General features: G+C 62.5%; 12 protein-coding genes and 1 tRNA gene. 6 read left to right on the top strand and 7 right to left on the bottom strand.

Annotated features, from left to right (window positions below; all coding sequences use genetic code 11):
* Positions 1 to 161 precede the first annotated feature (161 nt).
* Complete coding sequence (locus MB84_RS16835; RefSeq protein WP_046289972.1) at positions 162 to 1382, bottom strand: ISL3 family transposase; 1221 nt, start codon at positions 1380 to 1382, stop codon at positions 162 to 164.
* A gap of 187 nt (positions 1383 to 1569) precedes the next feature.
* The gene (locus MB84_RS16830; protein WP_046292590.1) at positions 1570 to 3810 is read right to left on the bottom strand and encodes an NADP-dependent isocitrate dehydrogenase; all 2241 of its coding nucleotides are present in this window, start codon (positions 3808 to 3810) and stop codon (positions 1570 to 1572) included.
* A gap of 788 nt (positions 3811 to 4598) precedes the next feature.
* On the opposite strand from MB84_RS16830, the gene MB84_RS16825 reads away from it, so the two are divergent.
* On the top strand, positions 4599 to 5828 hold the full coding sequence (locus MB84_RS16825; RefSeq protein WP_169835020.1) for a surface lipoprotein assembly modifier: 1230 nt from the start codon (positions 4599 to 4601) through the stop codon (positions 5826 to 5828).
* A 43-nt stretch (positions 5829 to 5871) separates the two neighbouring features.
* Positions 5872 to 7098: a hypothetical protein gene (locus MB84_RS16820; protein ID WP_157122768.1), complete on the top strand. Its 1227-nt coding sequence runs from the start codon at positions 5872 to 5874 to the stop codon at positions 7096 to 7098.
* Positions 7099 to 7293: 195 nt separating this feature from the next.
* Here the strand turns inward: MB84_RS16820 and MB84_RS16815 are convergent.
* The 4 genes from MB84_RS16815 to MB84_RS16800 all read right to left on the bottom strand — a co-directional run bounded on the left by MB84_RS16815 (position 7294) and on the right by MB84_RS16800 (position 9824).
* Positions 7294 to 7368: transfer RNA gene (locus MB84_RS16815), tRNA-Val, on the bottom strand.
* A gap of 274 nt (positions 7369 to 7642) precedes the next feature.
* Positions 7643 to 8383, bottom strand: coding sequence for a DNA polymerase III subunit epsilon (dnaQ, locus tag MB84_RS16810; protein WP_046292588.1), 741 nt, complete (start codon positions 8381 to 8383; stop codon positions 7643 to 7645).
* 113 nt (positions 8384 to 8496) lie between these two features.
* Positions 8497 to 8943: a ribonuclease HI gene (gene rnhA / locus MB84_RS16805; protein WP_046292587.1), complete on the bottom strand. Its 447-nt coding sequence runs from the start codon at positions 8941 to 8943 to the stop codon at positions 8497 to 8499.
* 11 nt (positions 8944 to 8954) lie between these two features.
* Positions 8955 to 9824 (bottom strand): methyltransferase domain-containing protein, encoded by an 870-nt coding sequence (locus tag MB84_RS16800; protein ID WP_046292586.1) that lies wholly within the window; start codon positions 9822 to 9824, stop codon positions 8955 to 8957.
* A gap of 14 nt (positions 9825 to 9838) precedes the next feature.
* Here MB84_RS16800 and gloB point away from each other — a divergent pair, with 14 nt between their 5' ends.
* From gloB to MB84_RS16785, 3 genes are all read left to right on the top strand, one after another.
* The gene (gloB, locus tag MB84_RS16795; protein ID WP_046292585.1) at positions 9839 to 10666 is read left to right on the top strand and encodes a hydroxyacylglutathione hydrolase; all 828 of its coding nucleotides are present in this window, start codon (positions 9839 to 9841) and stop codon (positions 10664 to 10666) included.
* 375 nt (positions 10667 to 11041) lie between these two features.
* Complete coding sequence (locus MB84_RS16790) at positions 11042 to 12733, top strand: transglycosylase SLT domain-containing protein (RefSeq protein WP_046292584.1); 1692 nt, start codon at positions 11042 to 11044, stop codon at positions 12731 to 12733.
* Between the two features lie 246 nt (positions 12734 to 12979).
* Positions 12980 to 14740: an asparagine synthase-related protein gene (locus MB84_RS16785; RefSeq protein WP_046292583.1), complete on the top strand. Its 1761-nt coding sequence runs from the start codon at positions 12980 to 12982 to the stop codon at positions 14738 to 14740.
* A gap of 45 nt (positions 14741 to 14785) precedes the next feature.
* Here the strand turns inward: MB84_RS16785 and MB84_RS29970 are convergent, their stop codons facing one another.
* Positions 14786 to 14941: a hypothetical protein gene (locus tag MB84_RS29970; protein WP_157122767.1), complete on the bottom strand. Its 156-nt coding sequence runs from the start codon at positions 14939 to 14941 to the stop codon at positions 14786 to 14788.
* 82 nt (positions 14942 to 15023) lie between these two features.
* Between MB84_RS29970 and MB84_RS16780 the strand changes: the two genes are divergently transcribed.
* On the top strand, positions 15024 to 16925 hold the full coding sequence (locus tag MB84_RS16780; protein WP_046292582.1) for a propionate--CoA ligase: 1902 nt from the start codon (positions 15024 to 15026) through the stop codon (positions 16923 to 16925).
* Positions 16926 to 16998: the final 73 nt, after the last annotated feature.

The raw sequence follows: 16998 nt of genomic DNA, 5'->3' as shown, positions 1-16998 counted from the left end.
TCGGTGTTGCTTTGAGGCGTGATCATTATTATCAAGGTGCCTCATACGACGTATCACGCAGCGTTGATACTCGTTATTCCGTTGTTGCCGTCACACTTCGCGGGTTAACACTGGCGGTTTACCTCTTGCACAGCGCAATTTGCGGGTGCGAAAAAAAAGGTTCATTGAGCATTACCGGGGAAGGCGGCGCGGATTTTGAGGAAGAAGTATTCCTGGTCTCGGTAGCCGTAGGCGCGCCGCTTAATGACCTTGATAGTGTTGTTAATGCCCTCAACGATGCTGGTGTTTAGACGATGTCGGCATCTGGCCAGGATGCCATGCAGATAGCCTTTCAGACGCTGAGCGAAGGTGTTCAAGGGGGCTATTCCGCTTTGCTCGGCCTGCTCGCACCAGTGGTGCCAGGCTTGTTTTGCCCAGGCAGGTCTTCGGTAGAACCAGAGCCGCTTGAGTTCGTCCCTCAGGACATAGACCGTCAGCAGCGGCTGGTTGGCTTGCAGCAATTCGTCGAGCCGGACGGCCTGCTGCCGGTCTAGCTTGTCGCGGTTGCGCAATAACAGCCAGCGGCTCGATTTGATGACCCGGCGCGCGGGACGGTCCTGGCGCAGTTGGTTGGCCTGATCCACGCGCACCCGATCAATGACCTCTCGTCCGTACTTGGCCACGACATGGAACAAGTCATAGACGATCTCCGCCCGTGGGCAGTGGGCCTGGATTTCTAACTCGTAGGCCGTAGTCATGTCGATGGCTACGGCCTTGATGCGTTGGGCGACCCCACGCGGCAATTGCTCGAAGAACGCCCGAGCCGTCTCGCGTGAGCGTCCTGGGCCGATCCACAGCACCTGCCTGCTGATCGGATCGACGACTACCGTCGCGTACCGATGCCCTTTATGCAGGGCGAACTCGTCCATCGCTAAATACTCGATCCTGGACCAATCCGGTTCGCGCACTGACGCTCGGAGCCGGGCCTTGTCCAGCGTCTTGACGGTATGCCAACCCAGCTCGAAGAACCTCGCCACCGCCTGCACGTTGCTCGATTGCAGCAATTGGCTGCAGGCCGCCGCAAGCCGATCCGTCACCCGCTGGTAGCGACCCAGCCAAGTAAGCCGCTCCAGGCGCGGGCCACCGCATTGCTCACACAACAAGCGCCGGCGTGGAACATGAAGAACAACCCGGTACTCAAATAACGGCAGATCTCGCACCCGGCGCACCGTGGTCTCATGGACCTGGCGACATCGTGCGCCGCACTGCTCGCACAGCATCACCTTGGCGGTTGGCTTCAAATAGATCGACAGCGTGCGCCCTGTGCCCTCGGGCCACTCCACGCGTTCGACGGCATAGCCCTGCCAGCCTCCCAGCGACTCCAGCAGCTTGCGATCCAGCATCTCCACGCACTCCTGATGGCAAATTCCTGCCATCAAGAGTACGAAAACTTGTCAAATCCCTCCACGCTATTGCGCGATGAACCTAAAAAAAGCGGGTCCATGTGAGTGGATCCGCTTTTTTGTTGCTTGCCAGCGGTACCGGGCAGTCCTTGCGGACCGCCCGGTACCGCATCTTGGCTTAGGCTTCTTAGGCCTTGGCGACGCTTGCCAGTGCCGCGTTGAACGTCTTGCTCGGACGCATGACTTGTTCGAGCTTTTCGAAGTCCGGCTTGTAGTAGCCGCCGATGTCGGTCGGCTTGCCTTGCACGTCGGCGAGTTCGCCCACGATGGTCTTCTCGTTCTCGGTCAGTTGCTTGGCCAGCGGGGCGAAGAACTTTGCCAGTTCGGCGTCGTCCGTCTGCTCGGCCAGTTCCTGCGCCCAGTACATCGACAGGTAGAACTGACTGCCACGGTTGTCCAGTTCACCGGTCTTCGGCGACGGACCCTTGTTGTTGTCGAGCAGCTTGCCGGTTGCGGCGTCGAGCGTCTTGGCGAGGATCTTGGCGCGCTGGTTGCCCGTCTTGATGCCCAGGTCTTCCAGCGAGACAGCCAGTGCCAGGAATTCACCCAGCGAGTCCCAGCGCAGGTGGTTCTCTTCCACCAGTTGCTTGACGTGCTTCGGTGCCGAGCCGCCGGCGCCCGTTTCGTACATGCCGCCACCGGCCATCAGCGGCACGATGGAGAGCATCTTGGCGCTGGTGCCCAGTTCCATGATCGGGAACAGGTCGGTCAGGTAGTCGCGCAAAATGTTGCCGGTCACCGAGATGGTGTCCAGACCGCGGATCACGCGCTCCAGCGTGTAACGCATGGCGCGCACTTGCGACATGATCTGGATATCGAGACCGTTGGTGTCGTAATCCTTCAGGTACGTTTCGACCTTCTTGATCAGTTCGGCTTCGTGCGGACGGTACGGGTCGAGCCAGAACACCGCGGGCATGCCCGAGTTGCGCACGCGGTTCACGGCGAGCTTCACCCAGTCGCGGATCGGCGCGTCCTTGACCTGGCACATACGCCAGATGTCGCCAGCTTCCACGTTCTGCGAGAGCAGCACTTCGCCCGTGGCGATGTCGACGATGTTCGCCACGCCGTCTTCGGCGATTTCGAACGTCTTGTCGTGCGAGCCGTATTCCTCAGCCTTCTGCGCCATCAGGCCGACGTTGGGCACCGTACCCATCGTGGTCGGATCGAACGCGCCGTTCGTCTTGCAGAAGTTGATGATTTCCTGATAGATGCGGGCGAACGTGCTTTCCGGGATCACGGCCTTCGTGTCCTTCGGACGGCCGTCGGCACCCCACATCTTGCCGCCGATACGGATCATGGCCGGCATCGATGCGTCGACGATCACGTCGTTCGGTGCGTGCAGGTTCGAGATGCCCTTGGCCGAGTCGACCATCGCCAGTTCCGGACGGTGCTCGTGGCAGGCGTGCAGATCGCGGATGATCTCTTCGCGTTGCGTGCTCGGCAGCGCTTCGATCTTCTCGTACAGGTTCACGAGACCGTTGTTGACGTTCACGCCCAGTTCGTCGAACAGCTTGCCGTGCTTCTCAAAGGCTTCCTTGTAGAAGATCTTCACGGCGTGGCCGAACACGATCGGGTGCGAGACCTTCATCATCGTGGCCTTCACGTGCAGCGAGAACATCACGCCGGTCTTGCGTGCGTCTTCCATCTGTTCTTCGTAGAAGTCGCACAGCGCCTTCTTGCTCATGAACATGCTATCGATGATTTCGCCGTCGAGCAGCGAGACCTTCGGCTTGAGCACGATCGTCTTGCCGCTGTTCGTCACGAGTTCCATCTTGACGTCGCGAGCCTTGTCGATCGTCATCGACTTTTCGCCGTGGTAGAAGTCGCCATGCTTCATGTGCGCGACGTGCGTGCGCGAAGCCATGCTCCACTCGCCCATGCTGTGCGGGTGCTTCTTGGCGTAGTTCTTGACGGCGAGCGGTGCGCGACGATCCGAATTGCCTTCACGCAGCACCGGGTTCACGGCCGAGCCGAGGCACTTCGAGTAACGCTTCTGGATGGCCTTCTCTTCGTCGGTCTTCGGGTCTTCCGGGAAGTCCGGAATCTTGTAGCCCTTCGACTGGAGTTCCTTGATGGCGCTCTGGAGCTGGAACACCGATGCGCTGATGTTCGGCAGCTTGATGATGTTCGTGTTCGGATCCTGCGTGAGACGACCGAGTTCGGCGAGGTTGTCCGGGACGCGTTGTTCTTCGGTCAGGAATTCCGGGAATTCGCCGAGGATACGGCCCGAGACCGAGATGTCGCTCGTGTCGACCGTCACGCCCGCCGGAGCGGTGAACGTGCGGATGATCGGGAGGAAGGAGCCGGTGGCGAGAAGCGGAGCTTCGTCGGTCAGGGTGTAGATGATGCTGGGTTGCTGCGTGCTCATCGCTGGTCTCGGATTCAAGAATCAGGAAAAGGTGGGGGAACGCCGCCGACTGGGTCACAGTCCGCAAGCCATGACAAATTTTCCCTGATTGTGACATGGGTCGGGGGCAAAACTGAAATGCCTTTTCGTAATGTGAATGCTTGGGTCTTATATAAGACTGGCACGGAAGTGCCCATCAGGCCGTTGAAAACCCCGCAGGCTGGGGCAGGGGTGCGGGAAACGGCGGGGCGGAAGGGCGTTCTGATGCGGTTTGTTTGGATGGATTTTGTTTTTCAATAGTGAAAATCTATGGAAAACGCGGCAATTGCCCTCGTCGATGCACGAGGAAATCCGGTTCGAGACCGTGCTTTCGCGTCGGCTGATGCTGCCGCGCGACACTCTGTTTTCTCAGTTGCAACCGGCGAGGCGTTGCGATTAAATGGCGCGCAACGCGCCGACCCCCGGAAAGTTTGATCCCGGGCGCAGTTATCCTCCCGACTGCCACCGGGCGTTCGTCATCTGCCGCAAGCAAAACAGATATAGGCGCAGTGACGGATGGGCTATGCGGTTGCACAAGGCAAAACCAATAACAAACCAGCATGAGGCTGCCGGTCACGCCGGGGTCTCGTCGTACCGGGGATTCATGCATGTCCGTACTATCGCTTCGCCGCAGTGCGCTTGTCGCCGCGGCGTTTTCTGTTGGGCTGACGGGAGTTGCGTGGGCGTCCGAGGACGTCGCCGCCGCGGATGCCTCACTGTCCGTCAGTGCTGACGCCCGCGGTTCCGCCATCGCACAGGCACGCGCGCATATGCAAGCAAAGTCGCCGGCGCAGGCATATGCCGTACTGGCCCCGTTGGAGGGACGTCTCGCCGGGGACGCGGAATACGATTACCTGCTCGGCATCGCGGCAGCGGACACGGGTCATCTCGACGTGGCGGAGCGCGCGCTCAAGCGCAGCATTGCCGAGCGGCCGGGGGACGGCCCGACGCATCTCGAACTCGGACGCACTTACTTCTTGTTGGGCCAGCGAGAGAACGCCCGGCGGGAATTCGAAGGGGTGGCGGCGGGCGATGTGCCCGAAGGCGTTCGTCCGGTGATTCAGGCTTATCTGAATGCGATCGACGCGCCGGTGGGTGTGCGCACGGCATGGTCCGGCTACGTGCAGGGCAATTTCGGACACGACACCAACGCCAACAATGCGACGACCAACTCGTCCATCGCGATTCCTGCGCTTGGCGGGCTGATGTTCGTGCTCGACGGCGGCTCTCGTGGCACGCCCGCGAATTTCGGCGACGTGAGCGGTGGTCTGGCCGTGCGCCATGCCGTGACGGAGAACCTTGTCGTGTCGGGATCGGGGGACGTCGACGTGCGGCGCTATGGTGGCAACGCGCGCGCGTTCGATCAGGGGAGCTACCTGTTCCAGTTGGGCGCGAACTGGCTGTCCGGCAAGAACAATTTCGGGCTGCAATATGCGAACCAGCATATGTGGGTCGATTCGGAGAGTTACCGGAACCTCAACGGTTTCACCGCGCAGTGGACGCGCGACCTCGGCGAGAGTCTTCAGGCGGCGGCGTTCGCGCAGTACACGCCGATCCGCTATATGGGCACGAACGCCCGCGATGTGAATCGCGCCATCGGTGGGGCGTCCATCGTGAAGGGATTTACGTCGGTCTATGGCGAGCCGGTGGCCTATGCGTCGATGTATGCAGGACGGGAGAGTCCCAAGGACGGCCTGTCCGCTGCGTTCGGCAATCACCTTTGGGGCGGACGCATCGGTGGCGAATGGCACGTGATGCCCAATCAGATGCTCTTCGCCAACGTGAGCTTCGAGCGGCGCAATTACGACACGCTGGACAGTCTGTTTCTGGTCGAGCGCCGCGATCGTCAGCTTGATGTGAGAGCTGGCTATTCGTACTTCGCGACGAAGGCGTTTTCGATCACGCCGCAATACACCTTCACGCGCAACGGCTCCAGTCAGCCGCTGTATCAGTACCACCGTAGTGTTTACGAGATCGTGGCCCGCTATGACTTCCGTTGATCTCCCTCGCCAAGTCCGTCAATCCGATTCGGTGCGAAACACCATGAAGCGCAAGCCACTGTCGATAGCGCGGGGCATGTCCCGTCTGTGTGCCTGGCGGGTTGCCGGGTGGATCGTTGCGTTGCCGGGATTGGCGACGCTGGGCAGTGTGTCGGCGAATGCCCAGACAATTGTGCCGACACTTCCCCGGGCGCCTGCGTCGGATTACCTCCGGTTCGACTCTCAGCCGTTGCAGGCTTCTGCGTCACCGTCGGCCTCCGCACAGTCGGGGATGGCCCCCGGTTTGTACGTTCAGGTGGCCGACGGCCTGGTGACGGTGACCAATCCGGGCGGGGCGCAGCAATTCAGCGCGGGGCAGTTCGGCTTCAATTCTTCCTTCGCGGTACCGCCGGTGGTTATCCCGCAGAATCCGGGCCTGCTTTTCACGCCGCCGCCGCTTATTGCCGCAATCCCACCGAAGGCACCGACGGCACCGATCCCACTTCCCATCGCGCCAATCCTCACATTGCCGTCGCCGGACATCATTGTGATTCCTTTGCCTCCGAAGGAAACGAAGCCTCCCGTCACGCCCACGGAGCCGCCCCTGGTGCTCTCTAACGGCGTGGACTACTACATGATGAACTGGGGTTCGGACGGGCTGGCGAATCTCGGCATCGGCGCGGGTGTCTTCAACAGTGCGAATGCGCTGACGAAGTTCACCGGTACGACGGTGCCGTTCAACGTGGTGTCCGGCGTGACGGCAACCGATACCGGCGCACTGGAAGACCTTGGCTGGGGGCGCTGGACGGCGGGCACGGTGGCGGATCACGGCGTCACCTTCGATCTGTCGACATGGAGCGCAGGTATGCCTTACGTCATCGGTCGTCCGACGCTCGATGCGAATCTGCCGGTGAGCGGCACGATGACGTACGCGCTTGCCGGTGCGACAAAGGCTATCGATATGGCGACGGGGGCGGTGGGTACGCTCTCGGGCAATCTGAGCATCGCCTTCCAGAACGCGCAGTATGCCGTCACGCCGAATCTGAACATCGCGATGTCGGCGGGGCCGACCTACGTGACCGGCGCCGGATCGACGACCGTCGGCCCCGATGGTGCGCGTGCGACATTCAGCACGATGACGCAAAACGTGACGGGCGGTGCTTGCGCGGGCGGATGCCAATTCTCGACGCAGGGTGTGCTGACCGGCGCGGCGGCGAACAATGCCGGGATCGTCTATTCGCTGATGGGGCCGGACGTTCGTGTGGTGGGCGCGGCGGGATTCAAGCGTTGACGAGCGCGACGCGTTCCCCGGCAGCGCAACCATTCAGGGTGCGGCCTTGTGCCGCATACTTGAGCATTCGAGCGGTGTAGTCTGATTCACATGCCCACCGTTGCTGCACCCACTTTGCGCTACAGATTTCGGTGGAAAAAGAAAAAGGCCCTCGGCATATGCTTGAGGGCCTTTTCTGCGCGGTTCGCGCGAATCTGGTGGGTGGTACAGGGATTGAACCTGTGACCCCTGCCGTGTGAAGGCAGTGCTCTACCGCTGAGCTAACCACCCAAATCATTAACTAAATCAATGACTTAGTGTCGATTGCTGAAGTTCTTCTTTCGCAATCAGGAGCAGAACTTTAACTGTTTTCGTAGAAGTCTGCAACTTTTCTTTTGTTCTGTTTTGCTGCCGTCGTGATGATATCTCTCGATCACTTCACGTCGTTTCTTGCGATGACTCGCAAGCAGCAAAGACAGCGATTATAGGGACGTTTTCTTCGTTTGGGAAGGGCTTTGCGCGAAATTTTCGCAAGGCTCGTGGTCTTCGCCTACGGATCGTGCAATCAGGGCGCTGCCGGCGCTTCGCCTTCGGGCGGCGTCGGTTCCGTGCGCCACACGCACGTCCCCTTCATGCCCTTGTCGATGCCGTTGAGTACGCCGTCGTGCAACGCCACTTCTTCGCTGGCCGCGAGGATCACCGGCAGATCGAACTGACGCAACGAAATCTTCTCGCGCGGCACGCCGTCGTTGCTTTCGTCACCTTCGCCGTCGTCGATGACGAGACTTTCCTGACCGCGCGTCATCGCGAGATAGACGTCCGCGAGCAGTTCCGCATCGAGCAACGCGCCGTGCAACGTACGGTGCGCGTTGTTCACGCCGAGTCGTTCGCACAACGCGTCGAGTGAGTTGCGGCGTCCCGGAAACATTTCGCGCGCGCGCAGCAACGTGTCGATCAGCCCCGAACAATGCTCCATGAACGGCGGCCAGCCGAGGCGGCTGTACTCCATGTCGAGAAAGCCCAGGTCGAACGCCGCGTTGTGAATGATGATCTCGGCGCCGCGGCAGTACTCGCGCAACTGCTCGGCGATCTCGGCAAACTTCGGTTTGTCGGAGAGAAATTCGGTCGTGAGGCCGTGCACCGCCAATGCGCCCGGATCGCTGTCGCGCTCGGGGTCGATGTAGAAGTGCAGGTTGTTGCCGGTCAGGCGTCGGTTGACCAGTTCCACGCAACCGATTTCCAACAGACGGTCGCCCGTCTTGGCATTCAGGCCGGTGGTTTCGGTATCGAGGATCAGTTGTCGCATGATGTTCGGTCGTGTTTCGTGTGCTTTCGGAATTGGCGCACTGCGGGCTATTGCCTATGGCAACGTCTTCACGCAGTGTGCGGATGATGCGAAGGGCTTATCGGATTACTGGCTTACCTTTGGCGAAGACTCTCGACGCCGCGATTGGCCAACTGGTCTGCAGCTTCGTTGCCATCGTGCCCCGCATGCCCCTTTACCCAGCGCCAGTCGATATCGTGCTTTTGCGAGACGGCGTCCAACTCCTGCCAAAGGTCGGCATTCTTCACCGGTTCCTTCGCGGCCGTTTTCCAGCCACGTGCCTTCCAGCCGTGAATCCACTCGCTGATGCCTTTCTGGACATACTGCGAGTCGGTATGCAGCACGACCTGACAGGGCTTGTTCAGGGCTTCGAGCGCGCGGATGACGGCGAGAAGCTCCATGCGGTTGTTCGTGGTGTTGGGCTCGCCGCCGAACATTTCCTTGCGGTGCTTGCCCGCGACGAGCAGGGCGCCCCATCCGCCGGGGCCGGGATTGCCTTTGCAGGCGCCGTCGGTATAGATCTCAACTTGCGGCAAGGTCATCTCTCAAACAATCAATCGGACGCTTCGGTCGTTTCCGCCAGTTGGCGATGCGTGGTATTCGGCGTGGCGACCGGTGCCGCCGCCGCTGGCTGGAGGCCGAGTATACGCTTGCGGACTTTGCCGACCAAACGCATTCCCTTGACGCGTTTGACCGCCCGCACGGCATACAGCGCACCGAAGATCGGCCACCAGCGGTCGCCTGCAGGCTCCATGAATTCGAAACGTTGCAACCAGTGGTCGCCACGAAGCGGCGGACGATAACACCCGAAGCGGCCACGGTCGATATCGAACGACAACAGCTTGAGCCAGTCCTTCAGGCGGGTGAACGCAATCAGATCGGCCCCCGGCGGCAGGAACGGCGCGCCGGCAAGCCGACCCAGTTCCTCCCGTGCACCCCACAGACTCAGGTTGTTGAATCCGGTAATGATGACCTGGCCTTCCGGCACGAGAATGCGTTCGACTTCGCGCAGGATGTCGTGAGGATTCTCGGCAAACTCGAGCACGTGCGGCAGCACCACAAGATCTGTGCTGGCCGTGGCGATCGGCAGTTCGTCGAAGCGGCTCACGAGGATATCGCGTGCGACCATCTCCGCGCTCGCGCCGCCCGGCGTGCCGGAGGGCGTGCAACCGGTCGTGTCGCTGGCGGCTTTGGTGAGGAGCGGCGGAGCCTCCGGGCCGCGCGCAGCAGGCAGGATGAGGCCCCGGTAGGGCATGCGGTTTTCGCGTAGCGTATCGAGCTCGGGACGGCCCAACTGCAACGCGTGATAGCCGAACAGATCCCCGACCCATTGGTCGAAGAGAGCCTGTTCCCATGCGAGCGCGTAGCGGCCTGGCGGTGAGACGAGCCAGACGGGCCAGTCTATAATTGGACGTTCTGACATGGTGGCGAGTATATATGGATGCGCACGCAGATGCGGTGAGTGGCCAGTCGGCCGGAACACTGACCGTCTTTCCGGTCCCGGCGTTCCAGGACAATTATCTCTGGGTCGTCGACAACGGCAAAGATGCCGTCGTGGTGGACCCGGGCGACGCTGCGCCGGTGCTCGCCTATCTCGAATCGCGCCACCTCACGCTGCGCGCCATCCTCATCACGCACAAACATGCCGATCACATCGGTGGCGTCGATGCGTTGCTCGAACGTTTCGACGTGCCGGTGCACGGTCCCGCGCATGAGGCAATTGCCTGCGTCGATCATCCGCACAACCGCGGCGAGACGGTGCACATTGCATCGCCCGCGATGACGCTTCAGGTGATCGACGTGCCCGGCCACACCGCCGGCCACATCGCTTACTTCCTCGGTGCGGGGGCGGCCGGTGCACCGCGCCTCTTCTGCGGCGATACGTTGTTCTCGTGCGGATGCGGCCGACTGTTCGAAGGCACGCCCGCTCAGATGCTCGCATCGTTGGATGCGCTCGCCGCGCTGCCGCCCGCCACCCTCGTGCACTGCGCGCATGAATATACGTTATCGAATATCCGCTTCGCGCTCGCCGTGGATCCGGATAACGAGGCGCTCGGCGCGTGGCATCGGGAAGCGACGGCGCTACGTGCAGCCGGTCGCCCGACGCTGCCCACGACGCTCGCGCAGGAGCGCGTGACCAATCCCTTCCTTCGCAGCGACGCCCCGGCCGTGGTGGCGGCCGCCGAAGCCCACGCGGGACGCACGTCGCTCTCGCGCGAAGCGGTCTTCGCGACCGTGCGCGGCTGGAAAGACACCTTTCGCTGATTTCACAGGCGGCGCGCAAAGCGCTAGCTGTGCATATGCTGCGCTGTCAACATCGCGGCGCATCATGCGCTCTGTCACAGAGCGGACGTTGACAGGTTTGTCACCGCCTGCTCCGCCCTGACGAATCGCCCAAAGTGTGAAGTTTCGGTGTCATGTCGATGGCATCGTATACCCACTTGCCGTCACAAAGCGCGTCAAAAATGCGTCTCGTCGCGACCACAATTTGTGAATTCAAACTCGGGGATAACCCTTATTTTTGGGGCATTTTTGCGTAAATTTTGCAAAAAATTTAGGCAGAAAGGTTGACGCATCTGAAGGGTTTCCTTACCATCCTTGCCAATTTCATGAAGATGTAACCCAAATCGAGCCCGATCAATGCGACTTATCGTTAGCTTGCTCCTGACGCTGCTTCTCGCAGCGTGTGCCAGCACAGCGCCGACCACAGGTGCATCGAATTCCACGCCCGATGCGCAGAGCAAATCGCCTGTCGCGTCGACCGCAAAAGGCAAGCAGCGCGTCTCCAGCGATCAGACCATCGACCTGGACAACGACTCGATCAACGATCTGGCCTACGGCAGCGACGACGCCGATCTCTGGTCGCGCATCCGCCACGGATTTTCCATTCCCGACCTCGACACCGACCTCGCGCAGGATCGCACGCAGTGGTACGCGCAGCGCCCCGAGTATGTCGAGCGCATGATCCAGCGTTCCGAGAAGTATCTGTTCCACATCGTCGAAGAGCTTGAGCGCCGTCATATGCCGACGGAACTCGCGCTGCTGCCGTTCGTGGAAAGCGCATACAACCCGCAGGCGCTCTCGACGGCCAAGGCCGCCGGCATGTGGCAGTTCATCCCCAGCACGGGCAAGACGTACAACCTCAAGCAGAACATGTTCCAGGACGAGCGCCGCGATGTGCTCGCCTCGACGACCGCCGCACTCGATTACCTCTCGAAGCTCTACGCGATGTTCGGCGACTGGCATCTCGCACTGGCCGCCTATAACTGGGGTGAGGGCAACGTGCAGCGCGCCATCGACCGCAATCAGGCGCAGGGTCTGCCGACCGATTACCTGAGTTTGCGCATGCCCACGGAGACGCGCTATTACGTGCCGAAGCTCCAGGCCATCAAGAACATCATTGCGCGTCCGGACATCTACAGCGTGAAGCTGCCGGAGATTCCGAATCACCCGTATTTCGTGAGCGTCACTACCAAGCGCGATATCGATGTGGCGCTGGCCGCCAAGCTGGCCGATCTGCCGCTCGACGAATTCCGCGCGCTCAACCCGTCCTTCCGCAAGCCGGTGATTCTGGGTGCTGCGCAGCCGCAGATTCTGTTGCCGTTCGACAGCGCCGAAGTGTTCCAGCGCCGTCTGAAGGGCTACGACAAGCCGCTGTCGAGCTGGACGACGTACACGTCGGCGTCGCGCGAGCGCCCGGAAGACGTGGCGCGCAAGCTGGGCGTGGACGCCGCCGTCATTCGCTCCGTCAACAACATTGCTCCGCGCATGCGCCTGAAGGCGGGCTCGACGCTGCTGGTGCCGCGCTCGGACGACATCGATCAGGACATCAGCGCCTCGGTCGCGAGCAGCGCCGTGCTGGCCCTCGAACCGGATCTGCCCGACACGCGCAAGGTGATGGTCCGCGCCCGCAAGCACGACACGCTCGCTGGCGTGGCCTCGCGTAGCGGTGTGAGCGTTGCGCAGATCAAGAGCTGGAACCGCCTGCGCCGCGACACGCTGACCTCAGGCCAACTGCTGGTGCTGCATGTGCCCGTCAAGGACGCCTCGCGCGTGGTTGCCGCCTCCGCACCGGAGCCGGTCGCCGCGAAGGACGACGACGATGCACCGCGCACGCGTCTGGTACGCGGCAAGAACGGCAAGATGATTCGTGTGGTCGACCATCGTCCGGCCGCCAAGCCGACCAAGACGGCGGTCGCCAGCAAGGCGGCACCGGCCGCCAAGGTCGCGTCCAAGGCGCCGGTCAAGGCTGCAGCGAAGGCACCTGCCAAGGCTGTCGCGAAGTCGTCCGCGAAGCCTGCGACGAAGGTCACCAAGACCGCGCAGCGCTAAGCCGCAGCAAACGGTATCGCAAACGCCCGTGGGGTTCGCCTCACGGGCGTTTTGCTTTGGTGTTTCCGTAACGTCTCAATTCGCCTTGCCGCGACCCGCAAGTCCCTGCACGTGGTTCACGTGCGCCTTCGGAAAATTCCCATAAGTGCACCGCCCCCCATTTCCTATGATGAAGACGCGGACGATTGCGTACGCATTCATTCAATAAGGATTCCTAAAGACGCGCCATCCAACACGGAGCCTGTCATGCAACTTGCCCGCCTGAGACCGGGACCGGCCGAGCGTCACGTACCGTTGCCCGGCGCCGTCGTATTGCGGGGGCTGGACGGCCAGCCTGCCGCCCGGATTCGTCCCGAAGCGAACGGCGACCGTCGCCATGTGAGCGATCAAAGCGAATTGCTGGCGTGGTACGTGAGCGGTCGTGTGTTTCGCAAGGACGATGGCCGCGAAGTGTTACCGGGGTTGGCGTTGGCGCGACTGGCGCTGGAATCGCCCGAGCGCTTTGTGCAGCAGTACTGGGGACACTACCGGTTCATCGTGCATGACCGGTGGTGCGGTGCGACGCTGGTGCTGTGCGACCCATGCGGTCACTGTCCGACGTACTACCGCTTCTGTCGCGACGGCGCGGTGCATGTGGCGTCGGACCCGGCGGCGCTTGTCGGCGACGATCCGACGTTCGATAGCACCGCGCTCAAATCCTTCCTCGTCCACGGCGACGTCGGCGATGTGCAATGTGCGCTATACGACGTGGAGCGTTTGCCGCTCGGTCACGCCCTGTGGATCCCCGAGCGTGGTGCACCGAAGACGCGCGTCGTCTGGTGGCCTGAATGGCAGCCGGGCGGGGGCGCGAGCGAGGCGCACGAGATGACGTCGGGCACCGGCTTGCTCGGCGTGCTGCGACGTGCGACTGAGCGTTGTCTCGGCGACCGCCCGGCGGTGCTGGAACTCTCGGGCGACGTGGAGTCGACGTCGCTGGCGCTTGTGCTCGCGCAGTCGGGACTCGCCGATCAGTGCACGGCAGTGAGTCATTTCGACCCGGCATCGCCGTCCGGCGGCGAATCGCATCACGCGGGCAGTGTGGCGAGGCACGTGCGCATGGCGTTCGAGCGACTCGATATCGCATGTGCGGCGTTCTCGCCGCCGACGGATATTCCACGCCTGGCGCGTCCGACCATGCACCTGTGCATGCTTGCGCAACTCGACGCCGTGCGCGAGCGGCTGATGCCGTATCGCGAGCATCGCCTCGTCAACGGTCACGGCGGCGACGCCGTCTTCCTCGCGCCACCGCCCAACGGCGCCTTGCTCGATGCCTGCGCGGACGGTCAATGGCGTCGTGCACTCGGCGCATGGCGCGATCTGGCGATCATGCAACGCTTGCCGCTCCGGTCGGTGGCATGGGGAGCGTTTGGACAACTGCGTCAACGCCATGCGAACCCGCTCGCCGCGACGCAGGGCGGTTTGTTGACGGCCGCCGCCTGCGCAGGCGAGCCCTGCCGTGGCGAACCGCTCGCGCGGGCATGGCTCGCGCAGTGGTCGCTCAAGATGCGTCCGGGCAAGCGCGCACAGATCCTCGGCACGCTCGGCCACTTGCGCGACATCGAGGTGCACCCGTCGCTGGCGCTGCGAGGCACAGCGTTTCCGTTCCTCACGCAACCGGTCGTCGAAGCCGGGTTCGCGATGCCGACGTACCGGCTCTTCAACGCCATGCACAACCGTTTGCCGCTACGTCGCGCGGCGTATCTGGCGAGCGGGCTGACGAACCTCTGGCGTCACGAGAACGGGATGACGACGGGCGGGGTCGGTGCGGGCGTCGCCGCCAACTTGCGGCACGTCGAGGAAGTCTGTCTGGAGGGCTATTGCGCGGCATCCGGATGGATCGATCGCGACGCCTGTCGTCATGCCATCGGCCGGATTGCCCATCATCATCTGGAGTCGACGACGATTCGCCGCCTGTACGCCGTCGAGATGTTCGTGCGCGGCTGGCGGCAGGGGACCCGCGGCGCGTGAGCATTGCGCGCGCACGTCGCGGCAGTCCCCGTTGTCGCTGCTCGATCACCCGACGGCCGCGCGCGATGCCTTGACCGAAGCGCCCGTATCGCCCGTGTTGCCCATATTGCGCATATCGTCCGCCACGCCACGGTCGCGCCCGTCCCGCGTCTCGCCCAAATCGACAGAAATTCCCCCGATCTCCGCGTAATCCCCTAGCATTTCAGGCACGTGCCCGACGCACCGGTAAGCCTTCCGTAAGCGTCAACGCGCACACTGAACGCAAATAATGCAAGGAGACATCATGACTTCGTACGCGTCGTTTCACGCCCGTTCGATTGCTCCGGACTCGCGTGCGGCCTTCTGGGAGGAACAGGCCAAACTGATCGACTGGGAGACGCCCTTCGATCAGGTGCTCGAATACGACAAGCCGCCCTTCGCGCGCTGGTTTGTCGGTGGGCGGACCAACATCTGTCACAACGCGGTGGACCGTCATCTGCCGTCGCGCGGCACGCATAAGGCGTTGGTGTGGGTGTCGACGGAGACCGAGCAGGAGCGTGTCTACACCTACGACGAACTCGCGGCGGAAGTGAACCGCATGGCGGCGTCGTTGCAATCGCTTGGCGTCGCGCGCGGTGAGCGCGTGCTTATCTACATGCCGATGATCCCGGAGGCCTTGTTCGCGATGCTCGCGTGCACGCGTCTCGGCGCGATTCACTCGGTGGTGTTCGGTGGCTTCGCGTCGGTCAATCTCGCTGCGCGCATCGACGACGCGCAACCCAGAGTCATCGTCTCTGCTGACGCCGGTTCGCGTAACGGCAAGGTCGTGCCCTACAAACCGCTGCTCGACGAAGGCGTCGCGCTCGCGCAGCACAAGCCGTCGAGCGTGCTGCTGATCGATCGCGGACTCGCGCCGATGCAGCGTGTTGCCGGGCGCGACGTCGACTATGCGCCGCTGCGCGAACAGCACCTCGACGCGTTCGTCCCGTGCGAATGGATGGAGTCGAGCGAGCCGTCCTACATCCTCTACACGTCGGGGACCACCGGTAAGCCGAAGGGCGTGCAACGCGACACCGGTGGTTATGCGGTCGCGCTGGCTTCGTCGATGGAGCACATCTTCTGCGCGAAGCCCGGCGACACGATGTTCTGTGCATCGGACATCGGTTGGGTCGTGGGGCACAGCTACATCGTCTACGCGCCGCTGCTCGCGGGCATTGCGACGGTGATGTACGAAGGCACACCGATCCGTCCCGATGGCGGGATCTGGTGGCGCATCGTCGAGAAGTACAGGGTGACGCAGCTCTTCACCGCGCCGACGGCGATTCGTGTGCTCAAAAAGCAGGACCCTGCGTATCTCACGCAGTACGACCTGTCGTCGTTGCGCCTGATTTTCCTCGCGGGCGAACCGCTGGACGAGCCTACCGCGCGATGGCTTACGGAGGGCGTGGGCAAACCGGTCGTCGACAACTATTGGCAGACGGAGACCGGTTGGCCGATCCTCGGCATGGCGTGCGGCGTCGAAGTGCTGCCGAGCAAGCTGGGATCGCCGGGCAAGCCGGTGTACGGCTACGACGTGAAGCTCGTCAACGAAGTGACTGGCGAGGATTGCGGGCCGAACGAGAAGGGCGTGCTCGCCATCGAAGGTCCGATGCCGCCGGGGTGCCTCAGCACGCTGTGGGGCGACGACGCGCGCTTCGTCAAGACGTATTGGCAGACGGTGCCGGGCCGCACGCTGTATTCGAGCTTCGACTGGGGCGTGCGCGACGAGGACGGCTATTACTTCATTCTCGGGCGCACCGACGACGTGATCAATGTGGCCGGACACCGGCTCGGCTCGCGTGAGATCGAGGAGAGCATTGCGAGTCATCCGGCGGTGGCGGAGGTCGCGGTGATCGGTGTGCAGGATGCGCTCAAGGGGCAGGTGGCGATGGCGTTCGCGGTGTTGCGCCGGCCCGAGCAGGTGGACACGCCCGACGCACGTCTGGCGCTTGAAGGCGATGTCATGAAGACCGTCGACAAGCAACTCGGGGCGGTGGCGCGTCCGGCACGCGTGTTCTTTGTCTCGATGCTGCCCAAGACACGTTCGGGCAAGCTGTTGCGTCGCGCCATTCAGGCCATCTGCGAGGGGCGCGAGACGGGGGATCTGATCACCATCGAAGATCCGTCGGCGCTGGAGCAGGTGCGCGAAGCGGTGGCCGGGAAGTAGTGGCCTGCGGCGGTCTCAGTCGCTGGCTGAGTCGTCGCAAGCGAAAGAGGATTGATGCGGCAAGACTGCGGCG

Origin of the sequence: Pandoraea oxalativorans (genome assembly GCF_000972785.3) — a bacterium.
Classification (GTDB): Bacteria; Pseudomonadota; Gammaproteobacteria; order Burkholderiales; family Burkholderiaceae; genus Pandoraea; species Pandoraea oxalativorans.
Note: the sequence above shows the minus strand (reverse complement) of the source record. Positions and strands in the feature narration are given on the sequence as shown.

Bases quoted from the DNA above. Each gene is read 5' to 3' on its own strand.
- MB84_RS16835 (WP_046289972.1), bottom strand. From the start codon at position 1,382: ATGCTGGATCGCAAGCTGCTGGAGTCGCTGGGAGGCTGGCAGGGCTAT.
- MB84_RS16830 (WP_046292590.1), bottom strand. From the start codon at position 3,810: ATGAGCACGCAGCAACCCAGCATCATCTACACCCTGACCGACGAAGCT.
- MB84_RS16825 (WP_169835020.1), top strand. From the start codon at position 4,599: ATGCAAGCAAAGTCGCCGGCGCAGGCATATGCCGTACTGGCCCCGTTG.
- MB84_RS16820 (WP_157122768.1), top strand. From the start codon at position 5,872: ATGAAGCGCAAGCCACTGTCGATAGCGCGGGGCATGTCCCGTCTGTGT.
- dnaQ (WP_046292588.1), bottom strand. From the start codon at position 8,383: ATGCGACAACTGATCCTCGATACCGAAACCACCGGCCTGAATGCCAAG.
- rnhA (WP_046292587.1), bottom strand. From the start codon at position 8,943: ATGACCTTGCCGCAAGTTGAGATCTATACCGACGGCGCCTGCAAAGGC.
- MB84_RS16800 (WP_046292586.1), bottom strand. From the start codon at position 9,824: ATGTCAGAACGTCCAATTATAGACTGGCCCGTCTGGCTCGTCTCACCG.
- gloB (WP_046292585.1), top strand. From the start codon at position 9,839: ATGGATGCGCACGCAGATGCGGTGAGTGGCCAGTCGGCCGGAACACTG.
- MB84_RS16790 (WP_046292584.1), top strand. From the start codon at position 11,042: ATGCGACTTATCGTTAGCTTGCTCCTGACGCTGCTTCTCGCAGCGTGT.
- MB84_RS16785 (WP_046292583.1), top strand. From the start codon at position 12,980: ATGCAACTTGCCCGCCTGAGACCGGGACCGGCCGAGCGTCACGTACCG.
- MB84_RS29970 (WP_157122767.1), bottom strand. From the start codon at position 14,941: ATGCTAGGGGATTACGCGGAGATCGGGGGAATTTCTGTCGATTTGGGC.
- MB84_RS16780 (WP_046292582.1), top strand. From the start codon at position 15,024: ATGACTTCGTACGCGTCGTTTCACGCCCGTTCGATTGCTCCGGACTCG.